Here is an 18346-nt window from a genome sequence, read left to right as displayed (position 1 = left end):
TTTTCCTAGAGACTAGCACGCATAGTTAAATAATCGTTATTTCCCTTCACTTAATGCTTTTACATCTACACGAACTTTTTCCAGTAAACGCATTTTATGATTCCAACATTCGGTAGATAAATCGACTGGGTATTTTTGTGGATTAAGATCACGCTTGTACTCTTCCCACAAAGAATCAAGATTTTCTTTCGCATAACTTTTGATTTCTTCCAAGGTCGGCATTGTATACACTCGTTTGCCTTCGACAAAAATGTCTTGTAAAACAGCTCGAGCTTCAAAATCTCTAACGGTTTTGTTAATGAAGGTATGCACTGGATGGAACATATAGATTTCTTCTTGCATACGAGGATCTTCATCCCATAATGTTACATAATCACCTTCAGATTTTTTATCTGATTTACGTGTGATCCGCCAAACTTGCTTTTTACCTGGCGTCGTAACTTTTTCTGCATTACTAGAAAGTTTGATCGTATCTTTCATCTGACCGTCTTTATCTTCAATCGAAACTAATTTGAATACTGCACCTAAAGCAGGTTGATCATAAGCTGTGATCAATTTTGTACCCACACCCCAAACATCGATCTTCGCTTTTTGCATTTTTAAACTTAAAATAGTATTTTCATCTAAATCATTAGAAGCAAAGATTTTCGCTTCTGTATAGCCTGCTTCATCCAATTGTTCACGTACGCGTTTGGAAATATAGGCCATATCCCCGCTATCAAGACGAACGCCTAGGAAATTGATTTTATCGCCCATTTCCTTGGCTACACGAATCGCACTTGGAACACCTGATTTCAACGTATCATAGGTATCTACTAAAAAGACACAGTCTTGATGCGTTTGTGCATAAGCCATAAAAGCATCATAGTCGTTTCCATAAGATTGTACTAATGAATGAGCATGCGTTCCACTAACTGGTATGCCAAAAATCTTTCCAGCTCGAACATTACTCGTCGCATCAGCTCCACCAATGTAAGCTGCACGAGTTCCCCAAACAGCCGCATCTAACTCTTGTGCACGACGTGTGCCGAATTCCATTAATGGATCTTCACCGATCACGGATTTGATCCGTGCAGCTTTTGTTGCAATCAGCGTTTGGAAATTGACCATGTTTAAAAGAGCCGTCTCGATCAATTGACATTGGGCTAATGGACCTTCTACCTGAATCAATGGTTCGTTATTGAAAACTAGGTCTCCTTCTAACGCGGAACGAACAGTACATTTAAATTCGAACTCTTTTAGATAGGTCAAAAAATCTTCTGGATAATCTTCAACTTCTCTAAGATAAGCAATATCCGTTTCTGTAAACGTCAAATTTTCTAAATAATCGACTAAACGTTCCAACCCGGCAAAAATTGCATAGCCATGGTTAAAAGGCATTTCTCGAAAATAACATTCAAAAACCGAATGTAAATCTGCTCTCCCTAATTTCCAATAAGTCTGCATCATATTGATTTGATATAAATCCGTATGTAAGGTTAAGCTATCATCATCGTAAACTTTCTTCATCTCACTATGCCATCCTTTATTTTTTCTAGAATTTTAACTTCCATTATAACAAAAAAACATTTTTTTTAACTAAAATCTGCTTTTAAGGTGTTTTTTTCTTAAAAATGAGAAACTTGCTGAAGAAGTAGTTCAATACGACAACTGCTACTTGGGTCACCATTTTTGCCCAAAAATCTGAGATCTGCAGGACTTCGATCATCAAAACCATCAATGACATATCCACTACAAAAGACAATATACGATACCAATAAAACAGTAGTATTTCTTTCACAAAAGAACCAAAATCTTCATGATTACTGGCAAAAACAAAATATTTGTTTGTGAAAAATGCAAATAATACAGATAAAAACCAGCCAATCGTATTACTAATTTTATAATCGATCCCTAAAACATCTTTGCAAAGAAAGAAGACAAGGATATTCACAATAGTTGTCGCTACTCCAAAAACTAAATACGAGATTACTTCTTTATATTTATGAAACAATTCTTTCAACAGCTACGCATCCTTTCACTCTACTTAACATTTTATCAAAGTTAACATAGAAATCATACTGCTTTACTACATTTTTCATTTTTTCTCCTATTTGCGGGAAGATGAAACACTTGATAAATTCAGTTCACTATGCTGACAAAATCGAATCATTTTAACAGGATTTGCAAAAAAATAAAACTCCAGAAAAAGCGCTATTTCCACTTTCTCAAGAGTTTTACTTTTTTATGATGGCTCCACATTTTTCTGAATCACAATAATATCTTTTCTCGGAGCACTAAAAGAATAACCATTTTTCTGCATTTCATTTTTAATCCCAATATGCACAGTGACTTCTTCTCTCGTCGTATTTAAAAGTTTCTTGATCACATAATCAACTTCTTTTTTGTTGATCTTCTTTTTGGTATTGATCATGATGATATCAATTTTATCAAAGGCATCAGCATACACGATTTGTGTTCGATCCAATGCGTATAATTTAAAAAATTTAATTGCCTTTGTCCCAAAAACGAATTTAGTAATATTTGGATAAAAATACTCTAAATCTAAATTTCTATTGATCGGGGTTTCAATTAGTTTCATTTACTCAGCTCCTTTTTCCATAATAACTTTACATAAAAATTTTACTCTTTCAGCTCCTTTTTGTAAATCAAAAATTTATAGTTATGTTATGCTATAAAAAACTTGACCTTCACGTTAAGTAAAGGTTTATGCTAGATTCATACAGGAGGGAAAGAGATGGAATACACAATCAAAAAAATTGCCGAATTATCTGGAATAAGTACGCGAACGTTGCGTTATTATGATGAAATCAACTTATTAAAACCGGCACGTATTAATTCTTCTGGTTATCGTATCTATGGAACAAAGGAAATCGATAAGCTGCAGCAAATCCTTTTTTATCGTTCGTTGGATATGAAATTAGAGGACATCCAAACGTTACTTGGCACACCAAACTATGATCCCCAACACGCGTTACAGGACCATTATCAAAAATTATTGGAAAAGCGGCGACAAATGGATCATCTAATCCTGACTGTAGAAAAAACATTACGTTATCAAAAGGGAGAGCTAATCATGACCGACAAAGAAAAATTTATTGGCTTTAAACAAGAAAAACTACAGAAAAATGAAGCAAGCTACGGACAAGAAATTCGAGAAAAGTATGGGGAGGAAACAGTGGAAGCATCCAATCAAAAGTGGCTAAATCTAAGTGAAGCAGATTTTAATCAAATGGAAACTGCAGAAAAAGAACTGATCGACGCATTAAAAGTTGTGATGGAAACCAAAGACTATCACTCGCAAGAAGCAGAAACAGTCTTTTCAAAACACAAAGAATGGTTAAGCTATACTTCACCTACCTATTCAGCTGAAATGCACCGAGGCCTTGGTCAGATGTATGTAGCCGATGAACGATTTGCTGCTTACTATAATAATCGGGCCGGCGCCAATGCTGCACAAGCCTTAAATGAAATCATTCAACAGTTTGCTAACTAGATAATCATTAAGATTACTGAATACTATCTACTAAAAAAAAACCTTCTACCTAAATGTACGAACCCTTTTGAAGTTAGATATTATCGTCTAACTTCGAAGATTACGACATCTTTGAATAGAAGGTTCTTTTTTAAATAACTGTCCCTTTTGTATCAAGTTCGATTGAACCCAGGATTTCTTGTACTTGTTGCGCTAAGTCAAGGTCATCCGTTTGAGAAGTTGCTGTTATTTCACACATGATCCAGCCATAATTATGACCTGTTTCAAAGAAATAAGTCGTATAATTGCTAGAATCTGGCTGACCATTTTTACTAGTTTTAGTGGTGATGATATATTCGTTTTTGAACAAATCAGGATGTAACGATTCGTTAGTTTTTTTATCGTTTATTTTACCGTCGTCTTCTAGCACTTGACCTACAAATTCTGATAAGCTAGTTGCATTTGATACTTGACTCATGAGGATTGAAACATAGAGTGTGGGACTACTGAAGGCTTTACTTGCCAGTCCTTTTACTTCATCTGCTGATGACAATTCACCTTTTTCTTCATGAAAACGCTTTGGCAACTGAATTTTCAACGTTTCATTTTCATTGGTGATAGCAAGCTCACTAATCCTTACCTGCGTCTCTTGACCAATATTATCCTCATCTTCACCCTTAACCCTTTTTTCATATAAGGTTCGACCAACGTCTTGTAAGTATGTTTTTGCACCAAAATAAACTAACGTACCAAGTACAACTAGTAAAATAAGCGTTAAAATAGTAGTCTTGATTCTTCTTTTTTTACGCTTTGCAATAAAATTAGTATTTTTTAGTATTTCTTTTTTATAATTCGCCGAATGTTTGATTTGAGTGATATCATAGTAAAAAAATTGTAGTGGCTGTTCTAGTCCATTTTTATTTATTTCGCCTGTAAAACCGACCAACAAGGTATATTGTCTGATCTTTGACGGAAAATTTCGAGTGTTTTTCTTTTTCAATTTAACAAATAACGCTTGATCATCTGAAAAATAATACGCTTGGTCATCTTCTTGGATTTCAATCGACGTCATTTTCTGAAACTCATTTGGTAACTGTTCTTTTATTTGCTGGAAATACGCTTCAAATGTTTCAGCTCGCAAATAACGGAACAAATAGACCACAATCCCCGCTTCAATTAAAAAAACTGCAATTAACAACCATCTAACGATTGATTCAGTGGCTCCAATTCCAATAGCGGTTCCCAACATGACCGCCAGCAGAATCAACAGATATTTTTGATAGGTTTTTAGATACAATTGTCGGATACCTGATTGATAATACTCTAAATCGTGTTCGATGTTTTCTTTATTTTCTTTCATTTATACTCCCCCAAAACGATAAAATAATTCTTTTACGTCAATAACCACGTATTTGTATGCCTATTCCACAGTTCTACTAACTATCGAATTTTTTTGATATGAAACTACCTTATTCAATAATTTCTTCAAATATAAATTGCCCAACACCGCCGTCTAAACAGTCTCCAATAATTTTTTGACACTTTTCTTTGACGATTGGTTTTGCATTGCCCACTGCAACTGGAACATCGACAACGTCTAACATAGCCAAATCATTTTCACCATCGCCAATACCATAACTGCGAGCTCCTGGATATTTTTTCATAAACTCATTGATTGCATTGCCTTTGCTACTTTTTGGATCAACGATTTCCAGACACTGAATAAATGAAGAGAAGACTTCTGCGCTATCACTACTTAACACGTCACGTAAAAGTTCGTGTTCTTGATCACTGGCTTCCATCAATTCAATTTTCATCACTTTTAATTCAGGATGTTCAGTCAGATAACGGTATGGATCGTCAACGTGCTGACACTGCTCTTTGAAAAAGCTTTCTTTGAAGTCCATGATTTGTTTTCCCATAGCGCCAATCGGTTCAAGTTTTTTTCTTAAAGCCAAAATATTTGTCTCGTATTTTTCAACTGCTTTTAAAATGATTCCTTCGTTCGTGTGAATATGATAAAAAATATTGCGCTCTTCTAAAGTAGCTATCACTCTTTCACACTCAGCCATTGATAAACAGTGATTATACTGCACTGGTTCGCCAACTAATTTGTAGCCGCCGCCATTGCTAAAGATAACATCACATTCACTATCTAACTGATCCATCAATTCAGTCAACTGTGCATACCCTCGTCCACTGATAAACACAAAATGATCCCCTTGCTTTTGCAGGGCATAAATTGCATCATAATTGACTTGAGGTACCTCGCCACCAAGATCTTGAAATGTTCCGTCTATATCACAAAATACTATGTTCATTGGTTGTTAAACTCCTTTTTAGCTTTAATGCCACTCTATTATTATTTTGAACGCTTCATTTCCGCTTATTCACTCGCCCTTTATTCAAGAATTGGTGTAATCGGAAAAATTCAATTCGTACATTTGAGTATAGCATAATAAACTTCTCGATGTTACTGCTCCTATTCAATTTATCTGCCAACTATAAACAAAAAATGATTGGAGTATAACTCCTAGAGTTATAAACCAATCAACTGATGCAACTTTTCTCCAATTTTATCTGTTAAATTTGAAACTCGTAATAATTGAAATAACAGCGATCGAATAAAATCAATCAAAAGACAACTCAAATAAATCAAACTTGCGAATATCAACACTTGAATCATCGCCATAATAGTCGGCTCATTTACTAAAAAAATGAAACGATCTTTTAAGATAAAATAAAAAATGATTGGATGCGTGTGAATAAGATAAACAGCAAAAGAATAAGGTACGACTTTTTCAATCACAAAAGAACGTTGTTTATTTTTGATTGGCGCTTTTAAAAATAAAATAAAGAATAAAATAGAACTTGCTATAATAAGCGGCGACACGTAATGGATAAACCAAACAGTATCTCTGGACTCTTCCAAACTTCCTACCATTGTTTTAATCGCAATCAGCCCTAACGATACACTATTTATGCCTAAGTAATAGTAAAGGATTTTCTTCTTGTTAATAGAGTCAATATCCACATGTAAACGAATAAATGCACCAATAAAATACATAAAAATCAGCCAAATCATACTATACCCTTCAGCCAAATTAAACGGATCCGCTTTAAATAGAATAGATGCTGAACCAAAAAGCACGATGACGGATACACCGTAAAGCATTTCTTTTTTTGTAAGTTTATTTATGGCTTTATTTAGTAACGGCATGAACAAAAATAAACCTGCATATGCCGAGAAAAACCAATAGTTTTTTTTGAATAAAGGAAATAATGAATCAGTATACATCGATAGTGGAACAATCTCGCCTAAAATAAAATAAGTAACGAGACTTATCATAACTGAATAAAAAAGTACTTCAACCCACAACTGAATAAATCGTCCAATTCGCCACTTTCCTTTACTCATAAAGTAACCCGTTACTAAAGCAAAACAGTTTACAGCGACAAAGCATATAATCTCTACTGCCCAAAAAAGATAATAGTTGAAACTACCAATCTGTACATTATTCAAAATTCCGCCATTTCCTAAAATATGTAGAATCAAAATCATAAACATAGATACCATTCGTAATAATTCAATGCCTAAATGCCTTTTCACTAATGACGATGCTCCTTTCTGATTCTCTTATTTTCTTCTATCAATGAAAAAATAGGGTTTCCCTCTAGTTTTTGTTCACTTAGTTTAGATGTCTCCGAACTTTGGGTATCATAATACGTGTCAATAAAATACAATGGTCGTTTTTTCGTTTCATTAAACACTCGACCTAAATATTCTCCAATAATGCCAAGCGAAATCAATTGAAGTCCTCCAAGAAATAAAATACCGATCATTAATGAAGGATACCCTGAAACATCTGCTCCTAAAAGAAGTGTTTGAACTAAAACGATCAGCATATATATAAATTCTGCGAATGAAACGATCCCTCCGATAACCGTTGTGATTTTCAATGGCAATGTTGTGTAAGAGGTGACTCCATTCATCGCAAGATTAAACAAAGCTGAAAAACGCCATTTTGTCGTTCCTCCAGCTCGTTCATCAGCATCATAATAGAGTTCCTTTTTCTTAAATCCGATCCAGCCATACAACCCTTTAGTATAGCGTTCATGTTCCCGAATCGTTTTTAGCGCCTCTACAGCTTTTCGATCTAGCAAACGAAAATCACCTGCATTCGGATAAATGTTTGTCTTACTCGCTTTTTGTAAAATTTTATAGTAACAAGCAGAAGTCCATTTTTTAAAAAAATGTTCCCCTTTTCGTTCTTTTCTGACCGCATATACATCTTCGTAGCCTTTTTCCCACCAAATAATCATTTCTTTAATTAATTCTGGTGGCTGCTGTAAATCAGAATCAATTACAACCACTGCGTCTCCTTTAGCATGATCGAAACCAGCCAACATCGCAATTTCTTTCCCATAATTTCTTGAAAGATCAAGCAGGGTGACTCTGTCATCCTTTTTTCTTAGCCCTAATACAATTGCTAAGCTTTGATCATTACTGCCATCATTTACAAAGAGGAAATCAAAACGATACGTAGAACAATCATCCGCTAATAAAATGAGTCGTTCGTACAGTTTTTCTAAAACAGATTCTTCATTCAAAAATGGAATGATCACAGTAATTCGCTTCATTTAGATTTCCTCCTGACTTGTTAACTATTCTTTATAAAAAAGGATGAAATCAGCATTTTCATTCACTGAAAAATCCTTTAAAAATGTTTTTTTCGATAAATCAGTTTCTTTGTGATACAGATAACCAACGCTTGTTTCATCCTTTTTTGTAGCCTCATTTTCATCTAAAAAAATATACTTTCCATAATAACGATAGGTCAGATTACTATTTTTATCATATGGCGTATCACGGCTAGCCTGATAACTCTCTGGTGAGATAGGATCATAAAAACGGATGAAGATAAAGGTTAAGTCTTGCAACTGTTTCAAGCTAGTTCGCTCAATATATATTTTTTCTAAATTTTTTTCATTTCCAACCACAAGCATCTCTTCTAATGTGATCGGTGCCATATACGTGCTATCTTGCTGTTCTTCTTTATAGACAACATTATAGGTGTAAACATAGGCAACAAATAATATTGAGAAAAAGACAAATGTACTTTTGAAAACTGTCTTATTTTCTAATGCCCCTAAACTGGCAAGTCCATATCCCATCATAATAATTAAAGGAAACATAATGACATTCCAATGATGGACAACAGGAACGATAATTAGCAATAAAGGAATGCTACATACAAACCAGCCCATCGTTAATTGACTCAACGGACTTTTCTCCTGCCGCATGTGGATCCAACCTAAACTAGCCAACAGTAACCCCGCCAAGTTGTACATAAAACCAAACCCATGTATTGAACTAAAGATCAAGCCATCTCTACCACTTAAAAGAAAACCCAAAATTCGTTGAAGATTACCTAAAAATGCGCTCCAAATATCTTTTTGAAATAAAATGGTCTGCCCTTCACTCTGACTACCGATCATTTTTGCAAATGTTATACCGAAAATAGTAAGAGTTTCATGCCGCACATACTGGATATATGCAAAAATCCCAATAGGGATAATCGTAACGATTAAAATGGTCATTAATACCATCACTTGCCGTCTATTTAATAGATTTTTTTTTAGGAAATAGCCTAAAAGAAAAAGTAAAAATAAAGGTAAGAAAAACCACGTTGCTAAATAGGCATATGAAGTTAAACCAATCAACCAAATCCCTAGACTATAAAAAAACATCTGCTTGTTTTCTACTTCATTCATACCAACTAAAACTAGACAAACAGCAATTAATAACAAATGTGGCGCTACATTTGCATCCAAACCAAACCGACTAATCAACATATGCCATGGGTTAATGATTAGCATAAAGAAAATCGATACAGTTAACGTTTCTGATAGTTTCAGTCTTAATAGGGTCCATAATACTGTCAAAATCGTAAAAGAAGAAAGACAAGCCATTGCTAAACGAGTACTAACAAGAGATAATCCTAATAGTTTTACAAATGGTAAAGATAAATAAGTATAAAATGCAGACGGTCCTGTCCCGTACCCCATCAAGTAAATTGGCCACGAATTCAAGGCACTGTCTGTCCCATAATTGGCTAAAGCCCAGGTATCATATCCTGACATCGCTTCATCGATTTGGAGGCCAGGCAATTGATTGATATTAATAAAACGGGTAATTACTCCTATAACGAATAAAAAGAAAATCATTTGTACAAACTGCTTGTTCTTTTTATTTTGTTCCCCTAGTATCCATACGCGCCGAAGAAAATCAGCTCCAACTCCAATAAACCCTATCATAACTGAATATAATACAATGACCGCCATTTAGTTTCTCCCTTTTATTCGTTTATTCCGTACGATCCACAATCGCAACTTGAAGTCCTTTCAATTCTTTCTTTTGACTGAATTCAGCCACTATAGACTGTGTGATTCGTTTTTTTTCTGTCATTTCCTCATCATTACTATAAACTTTTACTCGTTGTGCTGCTGGGCGACTATCTAATTCTTGATATGTTTTGCCAAAATTTTCAATTGAACGATCTGATATCGTTTTAGGCAAATCAATTATTTTAGCCGTTTCTTCTAACAGAGTATGAAATTTTTCTTTGGTAAATGCTTCTTTTTCTCCAACATTCACAATAGAAAAACTCTGAGTTCTTAGTCGAACATCTTTTTCTTCCCGCCTAAACAAATACGTAAATTCTACTGCAGCAACTGTTTCTAGCTGACTCTCTTTAGAAAATGGATAATAGCCTTGAATTCTTAATTCATCCCCTTCAGCATAAAGAGTATATTCGGAATCACCAGGTTTCACTCCATCTGTTGCCACTTCTTTTTCCATCAATGCCTCTGCTTGGGCTATCATATCTGGTACTTTTACTTTAAACTTGTCTTTCAACAAAGAGAGTCCTTCTTCTTTGCTGATGTTGGGATAATCAAATCGACCAAAAGGCTTTTCTCTAGTATCGTGCCAAAGTAGTTGTTCATGTTCTATCGAAGTTGTCTTTTTATTTGCTGAGCAGGCACTTATTATAAGTAATAAAATCATTGTTGCACACAAAAATAAAGTACGCTTTTTTTGCATTATTTCCCGCCTTCCTTTCCACTAACATTTGCAAGCGTTAAATGGACAGGTTCAGCATCTGTAAAGACCTCTTTAGAAGGTGTAAGTACTATATCCTTTGTCTTGTCTTTCAACGTATATATGACAACCGCCTCAAGACTTTTCCCACTGGGAATCGTTTGATTTTGTTGTTCTAATAGCTTCGTGATATCCACTACTTGATCATCTTTTTTAACGGTTCCTTCTTGTAGCTCTTGATCATTTTGAGTTACTTTAATCAACTCTTGCCATTTCTTTGGTGTGATATCATCTTGTTTCCCTTTGTTCGTAACCATATAACGAATCGCATAAACTAAAGTATCATTCTCTCCAGATAAATCCATTACACCTGTCACTTTTACGTTTAATGCACTTGAATCAAATAAAATTTCATCTTCATCTTCAACAGGACCTTGATCTTCTTTTTCTTTGATGGAGTATGCGGAAGAATCAATGATATCAACACGTTTCTCATGTTGACCATCATCAGCAGAATAAAAATCAAAATGAACCAAGCCATGTTCTGTCTCAATATAATAGAGATGTAACCAAGTAGAACGTTTGTCAAACGTAGTATTTAGTGTATATTTATAGGCTTTATACTTGCCAACTTTGGTTTCTTTCATATATATATCTTTCGCTTTATAGTTATATAGCTTTGCCAGTTCTTTACGCGTTCGTTCACCAAAATCAGCTAAATCAACATTCTCTTTACGGGAAGCTAAAACAAATAAAGTAGAATTACTCTTTTTATCCTTCGCTCCAAAAACAGCGGACTTATTATAAGTTGCTTTATAATCTTTGGTAACTTCCCAAGTACTCGGCAATTGAAATTGATATTGAATTCCATCTGCTTCAAAGTATTGTTTTTTATCCGATAATTTTGCCGAACAACCACTGATTATGAATAAACTAAAAACGAAAATTGGGAAATACCTGATTGCTTTTTTCATTCCTCTTTCTCCTTCTGTATATAGATCTGTTGTTTCATTTTCTTCCTTAGCCACCAGTTGTACACTATAAAAAGTAGAATACAACTAATAAATAATGAAAGACCGATTCTAAAACCTTCAGGTAAAAATACTAATTTTACGGTATGTTTTCCTTTGGGAACTGGCAGCGCTAAGAAAGCATCTTTAAATGTGGGAATCTCAACTCTTTTGCCATCAATATAAGCTCTCCAGCCTTTGTCGAATGGAATAGTTGTCAAAACCACCTGATCTTTGGACAACTCTACTTCTGCTTCTGAAGTTCGACCGCTAGTTTCGAACGAAACACCATTTTTTTTGATTGTTTTCATCATATTCTCAAAACGATCACTATTTAAAAACATCGCTTTGGGTTTAACCAGTTGTACAACATTTTCACCAGTGAATACAACCTGTACTTCAACCGTTTTGGCTTCTTTATAATAGCCTAAATCATAATACTGACCGCTGGAATCCAGACTCCCATGACGCTGTATCCCATTCACTTTCGTAATAATATCCACTTCTGTTCCTTTACCATATAGACTTAAATAGGCTTGGGAACGCGCCGGAACATCAATTGAATAGGTCAACTCACGATTGGTATTCGCGGTTCTTGAATAATAAACGCCACCTTCTTGTTCTTCTACTTTGACATTGTTTTCTTTCACTGTCTCAACTTCAGCAAAAGAAAAAATATTTGATTCGTCCCCAGATAGGTATTGCATTAGTTCTGTTTGATTTTTTACAGCATTTTTCTTATAAATCCCCTTGTCTGTTAATATACCTAGAGGCATTGCAAACTGATTTTCATACAAGGTATAATCTCCTGCTGTTTTTATCGCTTTATAGCCATATTTTCTTAAATCTTCTTTTGCTAAATTGTATTTTATTCCTAATAAGGCATCCATAATCAACGTATTATTTTCATATTGAATCGTCAAATTAGTTCCCGCTGAACGAAAGCCTAACTGATCTAGATACTGAGAAGAGTGACGATTTCGAATAGAAGAAAACATTGTAACACCGCTATATCCATGAATAAAACTTTCATTTCGAGATGTTGCATCAACATTTCCTACCCGGTATAGACTAGTGTTCTCATTTTTGGTTGTCTCGATCAATGTATTGATATCAGAAAAATGATCATCATAAGCTCTACGATCTGGATAATTCCATTCTCCTGCAATTCCTTTTACAATGCTTTGTGCATTAATCAACTGTTCTCCAATAAAAACAAAAGAAAATAGACATCCGATCAATACCAAACGTTTCGGCCACTTTTGAATCAGAACGCCTAATAGCACATAGAGCAAGGCAACAGTCAATGTAGCGAGTAACGTTTTCTGATCCAAATACTCATATCTTTTACGATTTGCTACAAAACTGATCAAAACATATAGAAAAATCAAGCCCAACACAACATTAACCAAACGATTGAAGTCATCCTTGGTTACCTGTTCCAATCCAAAGCCGGCCAATAAAAGCCCTAAAAAAGAAAACAAGAAACTAAAACGAAATAAAAACATATAAGGAGAATGCATTCCATGCCAAAAAAGATTCATCGGCTCAATATAAACACTTGCAATCAATAGAAGAAACAAACTCCCATAGATCAGCTTATTTTTAAGCGCGATTTTTCGACTTATAAAATAGAAAAGACAAAAAATCAACCCTAGCATCCCAAAATAAATAAAAGGTGCACTCCCATATTTACTAGTATCGTAGGACCCTACCATGGTTTTTGCTGGAATATCCCAGATATCCATCCCTCTTGTTAGAAAGCTATAGATAGGTGTTAATCTCTCACCATTATTTTTCAAGTCTAATAAAGTTGGCAAAATCGTGACCATCGATGTACCACCTGCAAGTAGCGACGTTATCAAGTAAGGAACCAAGCTTGCTTTAAATCGCTTAGGTTCTGTTAAAAATCGACAAAACACATATAAAAATGAAAATACGCCAACCATAAATGCCATATAAAAGTTGGATAAAAATAGTAATAAGTAACTAATAAATAATAGCGCCGATTTTCGTTCATCCATTAAATAATGAATCCCTAAAATAACCAAAGGTAAATAGATTAATCCATCCAACCACATTTGTTGCGGCGAATAGGCAATACTAAATCCGCACAAAGCAAAACTAACACTTAACATTATTTTTGCAATTTGCGGCAATTTAAATAAACGATCACTCATGATCCAAAATGTACCGCCAATGGCTCCGAATTTGAGTAACAAAATCAAATACAGTGCATCAGGAATATGTTGATTATCAAAAAACGCAACAACAAAACTAAAAATGCCGTTTATGTAATAAGCCATAAATGACCAGTAATTCAATCCTAAAGAACCATACCATGTATAAAAAAAGCTTTGTTTTCCATGTAATGTATTATTAAAACTTGCAAAAAAATTAGATGTTTGAGATAACGCATCACTCGCTAAGACTGTTCTTTGACTAGTAGGATAAATGCCCATCATTAAGTAGACTACTGCCATTATTACGATGGGAATGAGTACACTTAAAAGAAATGCCCAACCTTTTCTTTTAAGCCATATTTTTAGTTTCATACCATTTCTTCCTCCTATGTACAAATTAACTGTGGTGCGGTATCGCTTTGTGGCTATTATTTTTCATACTTTATCAGTGCACTAATCCCATTTTGTTGAATGGAAAGTAGCGAAATACTACTACGCCTTCAATCTGTTTTTCTTCAATTAATCCAAGGGCTCTACTATCTTTGGACTCAGCGCGATTGTCTCCTAATACAAAATAGTTCCCTTTTGGGATTGTGGAAAGCCCCGCTAGCTTTAAAGCTACCTCCTCATGAACCAATACTTTAAGCGTGCTATCCGGCAACATGCTGATAATAAATTTGGGAACTTCATCTTGTTGCCACGGTGCAGCATTAGATGGACGAATATAAACCGCATTTGATTCTGTCCAAATTTGGTCCCCTGGAAGTCCTATTATTCGTTTGACATAGCTTGGGTCATTTGGAATCTCAGGATCAAATGTCACGATCTCATATCTTTTTGGGGATGTGTTCTTTTGTACAATAATTCGATCATTATTTTCAAAAGTTGGTGCCATTGATTTCCCTGAAACACGATGGGTTTTAAATACAACTAAAAAAACAATAACTAGTATAAGTGCAAAAAACCAAAAGCCTTCTTTTAGCCAACTTCTTCTATGCTCCAGCGTATTATTTTCACTTTGTTTTTTTGGTAAATTTAGTCGTTGTTCTCTTCGCTTATTTGGACTTAAAGTCGTTTGCCGTTGTTTTCTTTTCTTTGAGAAATGAGGTCCTTTTACCATATCCATTCCTCCTATCTCTTCCTTAAAATGATGTTATTTGATGCATCGGTGATATTCTTACTTTTACAACCCCTAAAATATCTTTCTTCTCAACCCAGCCATAATTACGGCTATCTGCAGCATAATGACGATTATCTCCCAAAACAAAGTAGCTATCTTTGGGCAAACGGCTTTCATCTGTAACAGTTCTCAAACTGAAGTTATCCGTCAATAATCGTTGCTCCACCTTTGCTTCATTTAGTTCTTTCTTCAAAAAGCGTTCTACAATTGGCTTTTGATCAACCAATAGTTGATCGTTTTGATAGGCTATTTCTTCTTCAGGTAAACCAATCACTCTACGGATCATCGTTCTTTTGGTTCCTGGTTCCCTGATATAAACTAAATCAAACCGTTTAATTTCCTTCGTTTTTCTGACAATCACCCGTTCACCATCGTTTAACAACGGGGTCATTCCATAGCCCTCAACCGATGGAAAAGAAAAAAGCAATGACTGTACTACAACTATCAATCCTAATAAAAGGGATAAACTCACAACTAATTCTTTTACTAGTTGCTTTTGCTCTTCTCTTTTACGATCAATATATTTTTTTGTGGGTCTTTTCTTTCTAGAAGAAGACTTCTTCGTAGGTTCATTCGACTTTTTACTTTTTCTTTTCTTTTGATCGACTACATTCTTTTTGCTTTTTTTTGGTTGACTTAATTCCCTGTTAGGAGTTGCTTTTAGCGACTGTCGTCTAACTTTAGTTTTTTTTGTCTGTTTCATGTTGTTTCCCTCAGCAATCAGTTCCCTTACCCTTTTCTTTTTAATGCTGATTCATTCACTCTAAAATACTTGAAGACTTCTTTTTGCTGCTGCTTCATTTTTTGAATATCTTTTAAATAGCCATCAATCGTTTCTTTATTTTCTAATTGTTGTTCTGATAGACTATGGAGATTCATCCCTAAGTTTTTCATACTCACGTTATAACGGGTCAATAATCGCTTTCCTTCTTCCGATAGTCCGTCAGAAACAGATCGATTGCTATAGGTTACTATTAAAGAACTAATTTCCAGATATGCTTGATATTCCTTTTCAATACTTCCGCCATCTCTCATTGTCTCCAACTTTTTTTCGATATCTTCCGACATAAAATAACCTTGAACAACTCCTTTTGCATCTTCAGCTGTTAAATGGGTCATCTGATAATATCGAGAATAAAAAGCACTTCCAGACGCTATAATCACGAACAGTAAAAAAATAAAAATATTTCGATCAAATTGTTTCCGACGTTTTTCCAATTGCTTTCGCTCTTTTATCCAACGTTTTCGTTTCGCTTTGTTTTTAGGTCGTTTTTGCCACTTTGCTTTCTTCAGTTCTTTTCGAATCGATAAAGAATAGAAAAAGAAAAAAAAGATAAACAAAAAACTAAGCGTCGCAAAGGAAAGTTGTCCAATGAAAAACCAGTCTAATAGACTCATATTACGATAACCTCCTTAAGCTTATTTTTTCTTTCTCTTCTTATTTCCTTTCTTTTTCTTCTTATTCTTATTTACCGCTCGAACGATAAAGAAGATTGCTAAGAATGCCAGAAAAATACCCGCACCAATCAAAGCCACTAGTTTCCAATTAATTCCTGGTTCCTGAATTAAAGAGACATCTTGAGCATTATATTTATCAGCTTCTTCATTGGTAATTTTAAAGTTTTCTGTCCATTCCCATTTTTGGTCACCACTTGTAACCAATATATGGGCCTTATAATCCCCTGCGACCATCTTATCTCCATTCATTTCTAAAGGAAATTCAATCATAGAATTTGGGGCCATCTTCATATCAGCTTTTTTTGTATCATATAAAACAGCATCTGAATCTTTTGCCATTACTTCCATTTCTACTGTCATGTTATTTAAAAATTCTGGTTTTATATTTGAAAAATTGACAAATACACTGTTTCGATAGTTTGACAATCCTGCATAAACTTTGTTTAATTTTAAATCATTTGTTACTTTCTCATCTGTTTCCTGCAAAACCATTGCAACTAAAAATGCATACTCATTGACTACACCTTTTGCTTTTTTATTTGCTTCTTCCTCTTCTTTTGTTGGTTTGGATTTCAAATAAATTCCACCAACGATTTTTCCATCATAGCTTGTTGCTGGCATCGTGATGGTTAGCTCTAAGGGCTTTGTTTCATTTGGAGCCAAGGTTACTTCTGACGGCCCTTTAACAATGTCTTTAAAGTCATGTTTTAAAGATGGGTCATTTTTCAATGCACTTGGTCCATATTCTAAAACACCATTTGAATTAGTTTTTACCCCATTTAAGGAAACTTGAATCGTTTGTTCTTGATCTGCACGATTCGTTAACATTACTTGGACCGTTTGTTCCTGCCCAGGTGTCATACGTAAGTCAAAATAACGCCCTTCCCCTTTTTGATTTTCAGGTAGCACAGTTTCATATGCAAATTGCAATTCAGCATATGCATCTCTTGAAAAACCAAAAAGTGAAACTATGTATAAACATAAAAAGAGACTTAATAAAATTCGTTTTTTCATGTACTTCGTTGTCCTCTCTCTTCCATCATGAAAGAATTCACCGGCAAACCACCGGTGAATCTTTTAATCTACTACTTGTTAAATTATAGTAGCCTTCGTATTACATTGGTGTTTCTGAAAGTGTCCAAAGAATTGTTGCTACGTATTTACCATCACGGATATCATCAGCTTGGTTCGCTGGAATGCTCAATTCGATTGATTCTTTATCAGAATTTGCTGGATTGATTACATCACCAAAGTAAACAGCGTATTTTCCACGACCTTTACCAGTGTTGTTTTCGTTAACTGTAAGCAATTTAGCTTTCGTATTTTCAGCTAAATGAAGTGTTGGTTGTAGACCACTTGTACTTGGTGCAAGTGCAAGGTTATCTTTATGAGCTTCTAATCTTGTATTTTTGTAGTCAATTGTTGCTCCCTTAATACTTCTTGTTTTGCTATTTGCAGTATCTTCAAATTTAAATGCGCCTTTGCCATCTGAATCAACAAGTGTAGCTGACAATTCATACGTACGATCATCTACAAGACGATCATCTTTAAATTGAACCCAGTTTGCTCGTCTTGCAACGTGGTCATCAGCTCCTACTTTATTGGCAGTTGTTGGTTTTGCCCAAGACTTGATAGCACCTGTTGTTGCTTGTTGTTCGTTAAAGACTAATTTTGACATCCCTTGAACAACGAATTCACCATCTAATAATTTAGTAGGGTCAGTATCAGTTGTTGATTGAGAACTTGTATCTGGTGGTACTACCCCACCTGTAGAATCATATGAACCATAAGTAGCTTTAGTGAATTGGATTTCACCTTCGCCTGCTTTTGAATGATCTGGTGCTGCTTTTGTTGCGCCTGGTGCTGCTATTGCTACACCTAGTACAGCTAATAACGCTGCACCACATAATTTGTGTGTTAATTTCATTTGTGTTTCCT

At 34.7% G+C, this 18346-nt stretch carries 17 protein-coding genes; 1 reads left to right on the top strand and 16 read right to left on the bottom strand.

Annotated elements, in window-relative coordinates:
- Positions 1 to 36: 36 nt before the first annotated feature.
- From A5819_RS12010 to A5819_RS12000, 3 genes are all read right to left on the bottom strand, one after another.
- Entirely contained in the window at positions 37 to 1509 is a 1473-nt protein-coding gene (locus A5819_RS12010) for a nicotinate phosphoribosyltransferase (RefSeq protein ID WP_086279017.1), read from the bottom strand.
- Between the two features lie 82 nt (positions 1510 to 1591).
- Positions 1592 to 2002 carry a GtrA family protein gene (locus A5819_RS12005; RefSeq protein ID WP_086279016.1) on the bottom strand — a complete coding sequence of 137 codons (411 nt, stop codon included), beginning with the start codon at positions 2000 to 2002 and terminating at the stop codon, positions 1592 to 1594.
- 222 nt (positions 2003 to 2224) lie between these two features.
- Complete coding sequence (locus A5819_RS12000; RefSeq protein WP_086279015.1) at positions 2225 to 2581, bottom strand: DUF1827 family protein; 357 nt, start codon at positions 2579 to 2581, stop codon at positions 2225 to 2227.
- A gap of 156 nt (positions 2582 to 2737) precedes the next feature.
- On the opposite strand from A5819_RS12000, the gene A5819_RS11995 reads away from it, so the two are divergent.
- Positions 2738 to 3496, top strand: a complete 759-nt coding sequence (locus A5819_RS11995; RefSeq protein WP_086279014.1) for a MerR family transcriptional regulator — start codon at positions 2738 to 2740, stop codon at positions 3494 to 3496.
- A gap of 130 nt (positions 3497 to 3626) precedes the next feature.
- On the opposite strand, the gene A5819_RS11990 is transcribed toward A5819_RS11995, so the two are convergent.
- The 13 genes from A5819_RS11990 to A5819_RS11930 all read right to left on the bottom strand — a co-directional run bounded on the left by A5819_RS11990 (position 3627) and on the right by A5819_RS11930 (position 18335).
- Positions 3627 to 4835, bottom strand: a complete 1209-nt coding sequence (locus A5819_RS11990) for a hypothetical protein (protein WP_086279013.1) — start codon at positions 4833 to 4835, stop codon at positions 3627 to 3629.
- 109 nt (positions 4836 to 4944) lie between these two features.
- The gene (locus tag A5819_RS11985; protein ID WP_086279012.1) at positions 4945 to 5796 is read right to left on the bottom strand and encodes an HAD family hydrolase; all 852 of its coding nucleotides are present in this window, start codon (positions 5794 to 5796) and stop codon (positions 4945 to 4947) included.
- A 218-nt stretch (positions 5797 to 6014) separates the two neighbouring features.
- On the bottom strand, positions 6015 to 7085 hold the full coding sequence (locus A5819_RS11980; protein ID WP_086279011.1) for an acyltransferase: 1071 nt from the start codon (positions 7083 to 7085) through the stop codon (positions 6015 to 6017).
- The gene (locus A5819_RS11975) at positions 7085 to 8116 is read right to left on the bottom strand and encodes a glycosyltransferase family 2 protein (protein WP_086279010.1); all 1032 of its coding nucleotides are present in this window, start codon (positions 8114 to 8116) and stop codon (positions 7085 to 7087) included. Before A5819_RS11975 ends, A5819_RS11980 begins: the two co-directional genes overlap by 1 nt.
- A 24-nt stretch (positions 8117 to 8140) precedes the next feature.
- Entirely contained in the window at positions 8141 to 9820 is a 1680-nt protein-coding gene (locus A5819_RS11970; RefSeq protein WP_086279009.1) for a hypothetical protein, read from the bottom strand.
- Positions 9821 to 9842: 22 nt separating this feature from the next.
- Complete coding sequence (locus A5819_RS11965; protein ID WP_086279008.1) at positions 9843 to 10580, bottom strand: hypothetical protein; 738 nt, start codon at positions 10578 to 10580, stop codon at positions 9843 to 9845.
- Positions 10580 to 11551: a DUF5067 domain-containing protein gene (locus A5819_RS11960; RefSeq protein WP_086279007.1), complete on the bottom strand. Its 972-nt coding sequence runs from the start codon at positions 11549 to 11551 to the stop codon at positions 10580 to 10582. Before A5819_RS11960 ends, A5819_RS11965 begins: the two co-directional genes overlap by 1 nt.
- Positions 11548 to 14142 carry a YfhO family protein gene (locus tag A5819_RS11955; protein ID WP_086279006.1) on the bottom strand — a complete coding sequence of 865 codons (2595 nt, stop codon included), beginning with the start codon at positions 14140 to 14142 and terminating at the stop codon, positions 11548 to 11550. Before A5819_RS11955 ends, A5819_RS11960 begins: the two co-directional genes overlap by 4 nt.
- 73 nt (positions 14143 to 14215) lie before the next feature.
- Positions 14216 to 14890, bottom strand: a complete 675-nt coding sequence (gene lepB, locus A5819_RS11950) for a signal peptidase I (RefSeq protein WP_086279005.1) — start codon at positions 14888 to 14890, stop codon at positions 14216 to 14218.
- Positions 14891 to 14912: 22 nt separating this feature from the next.
- Positions 14913 to 15653, bottom strand: coding sequence for a signal peptidase I (gene lepB / locus A5819_RS11945; RefSeq protein WP_086279004.1), 741 nt, complete (start codon positions 15651 to 15653; stop codon positions 14913 to 14915).
- A 26-nt stretch (positions 15654 to 15679) separates the two neighbouring features.
- Complete coding sequence (locus A5819_RS11940) at positions 15680 to 16348, bottom strand: hypothetical protein (protein ID WP_086279003.1); 669 nt, start codon at positions 16346 to 16348, stop codon at positions 15680 to 15682.
- A 21-nt stretch (positions 16349 to 16369) separates the two neighbouring features.
- Positions 16370 to 17422, bottom strand: coding sequence for a DUF916 and DUF3324 domain-containing protein (locus A5819_RS11935; RefSeq protein ID WP_086279002.1), 1053 nt, complete (start codon positions 17420 to 17422; stop codon positions 16370 to 16372).
- 100 nt (positions 17423 to 17522) lie between these two features.
- A complete protein-coding gene (locus tag A5819_RS11930) occupies positions 17523 to 18335 on the bottom strand; it encodes a WxL domain-containing protein (protein WP_086279001.1) in 813 nt (270 codons plus the stop codon).
- Positions 18336 to 18346: the final 11 nt, after the last annotated feature.

The sequence above is a fragment of the Enterococcus sp. 7E2_DIV0204 genome, assembly GCF_002140855.1.
GTDB lineage: Bacteria > Bacillota > Bacilli > Lactobacillales > Enterococcaceae > Enterococcus_L > Enterococcus_L lemimoniae.
This window is presented reverse-complemented; position numbering and strand designations above follow the sequence as displayed.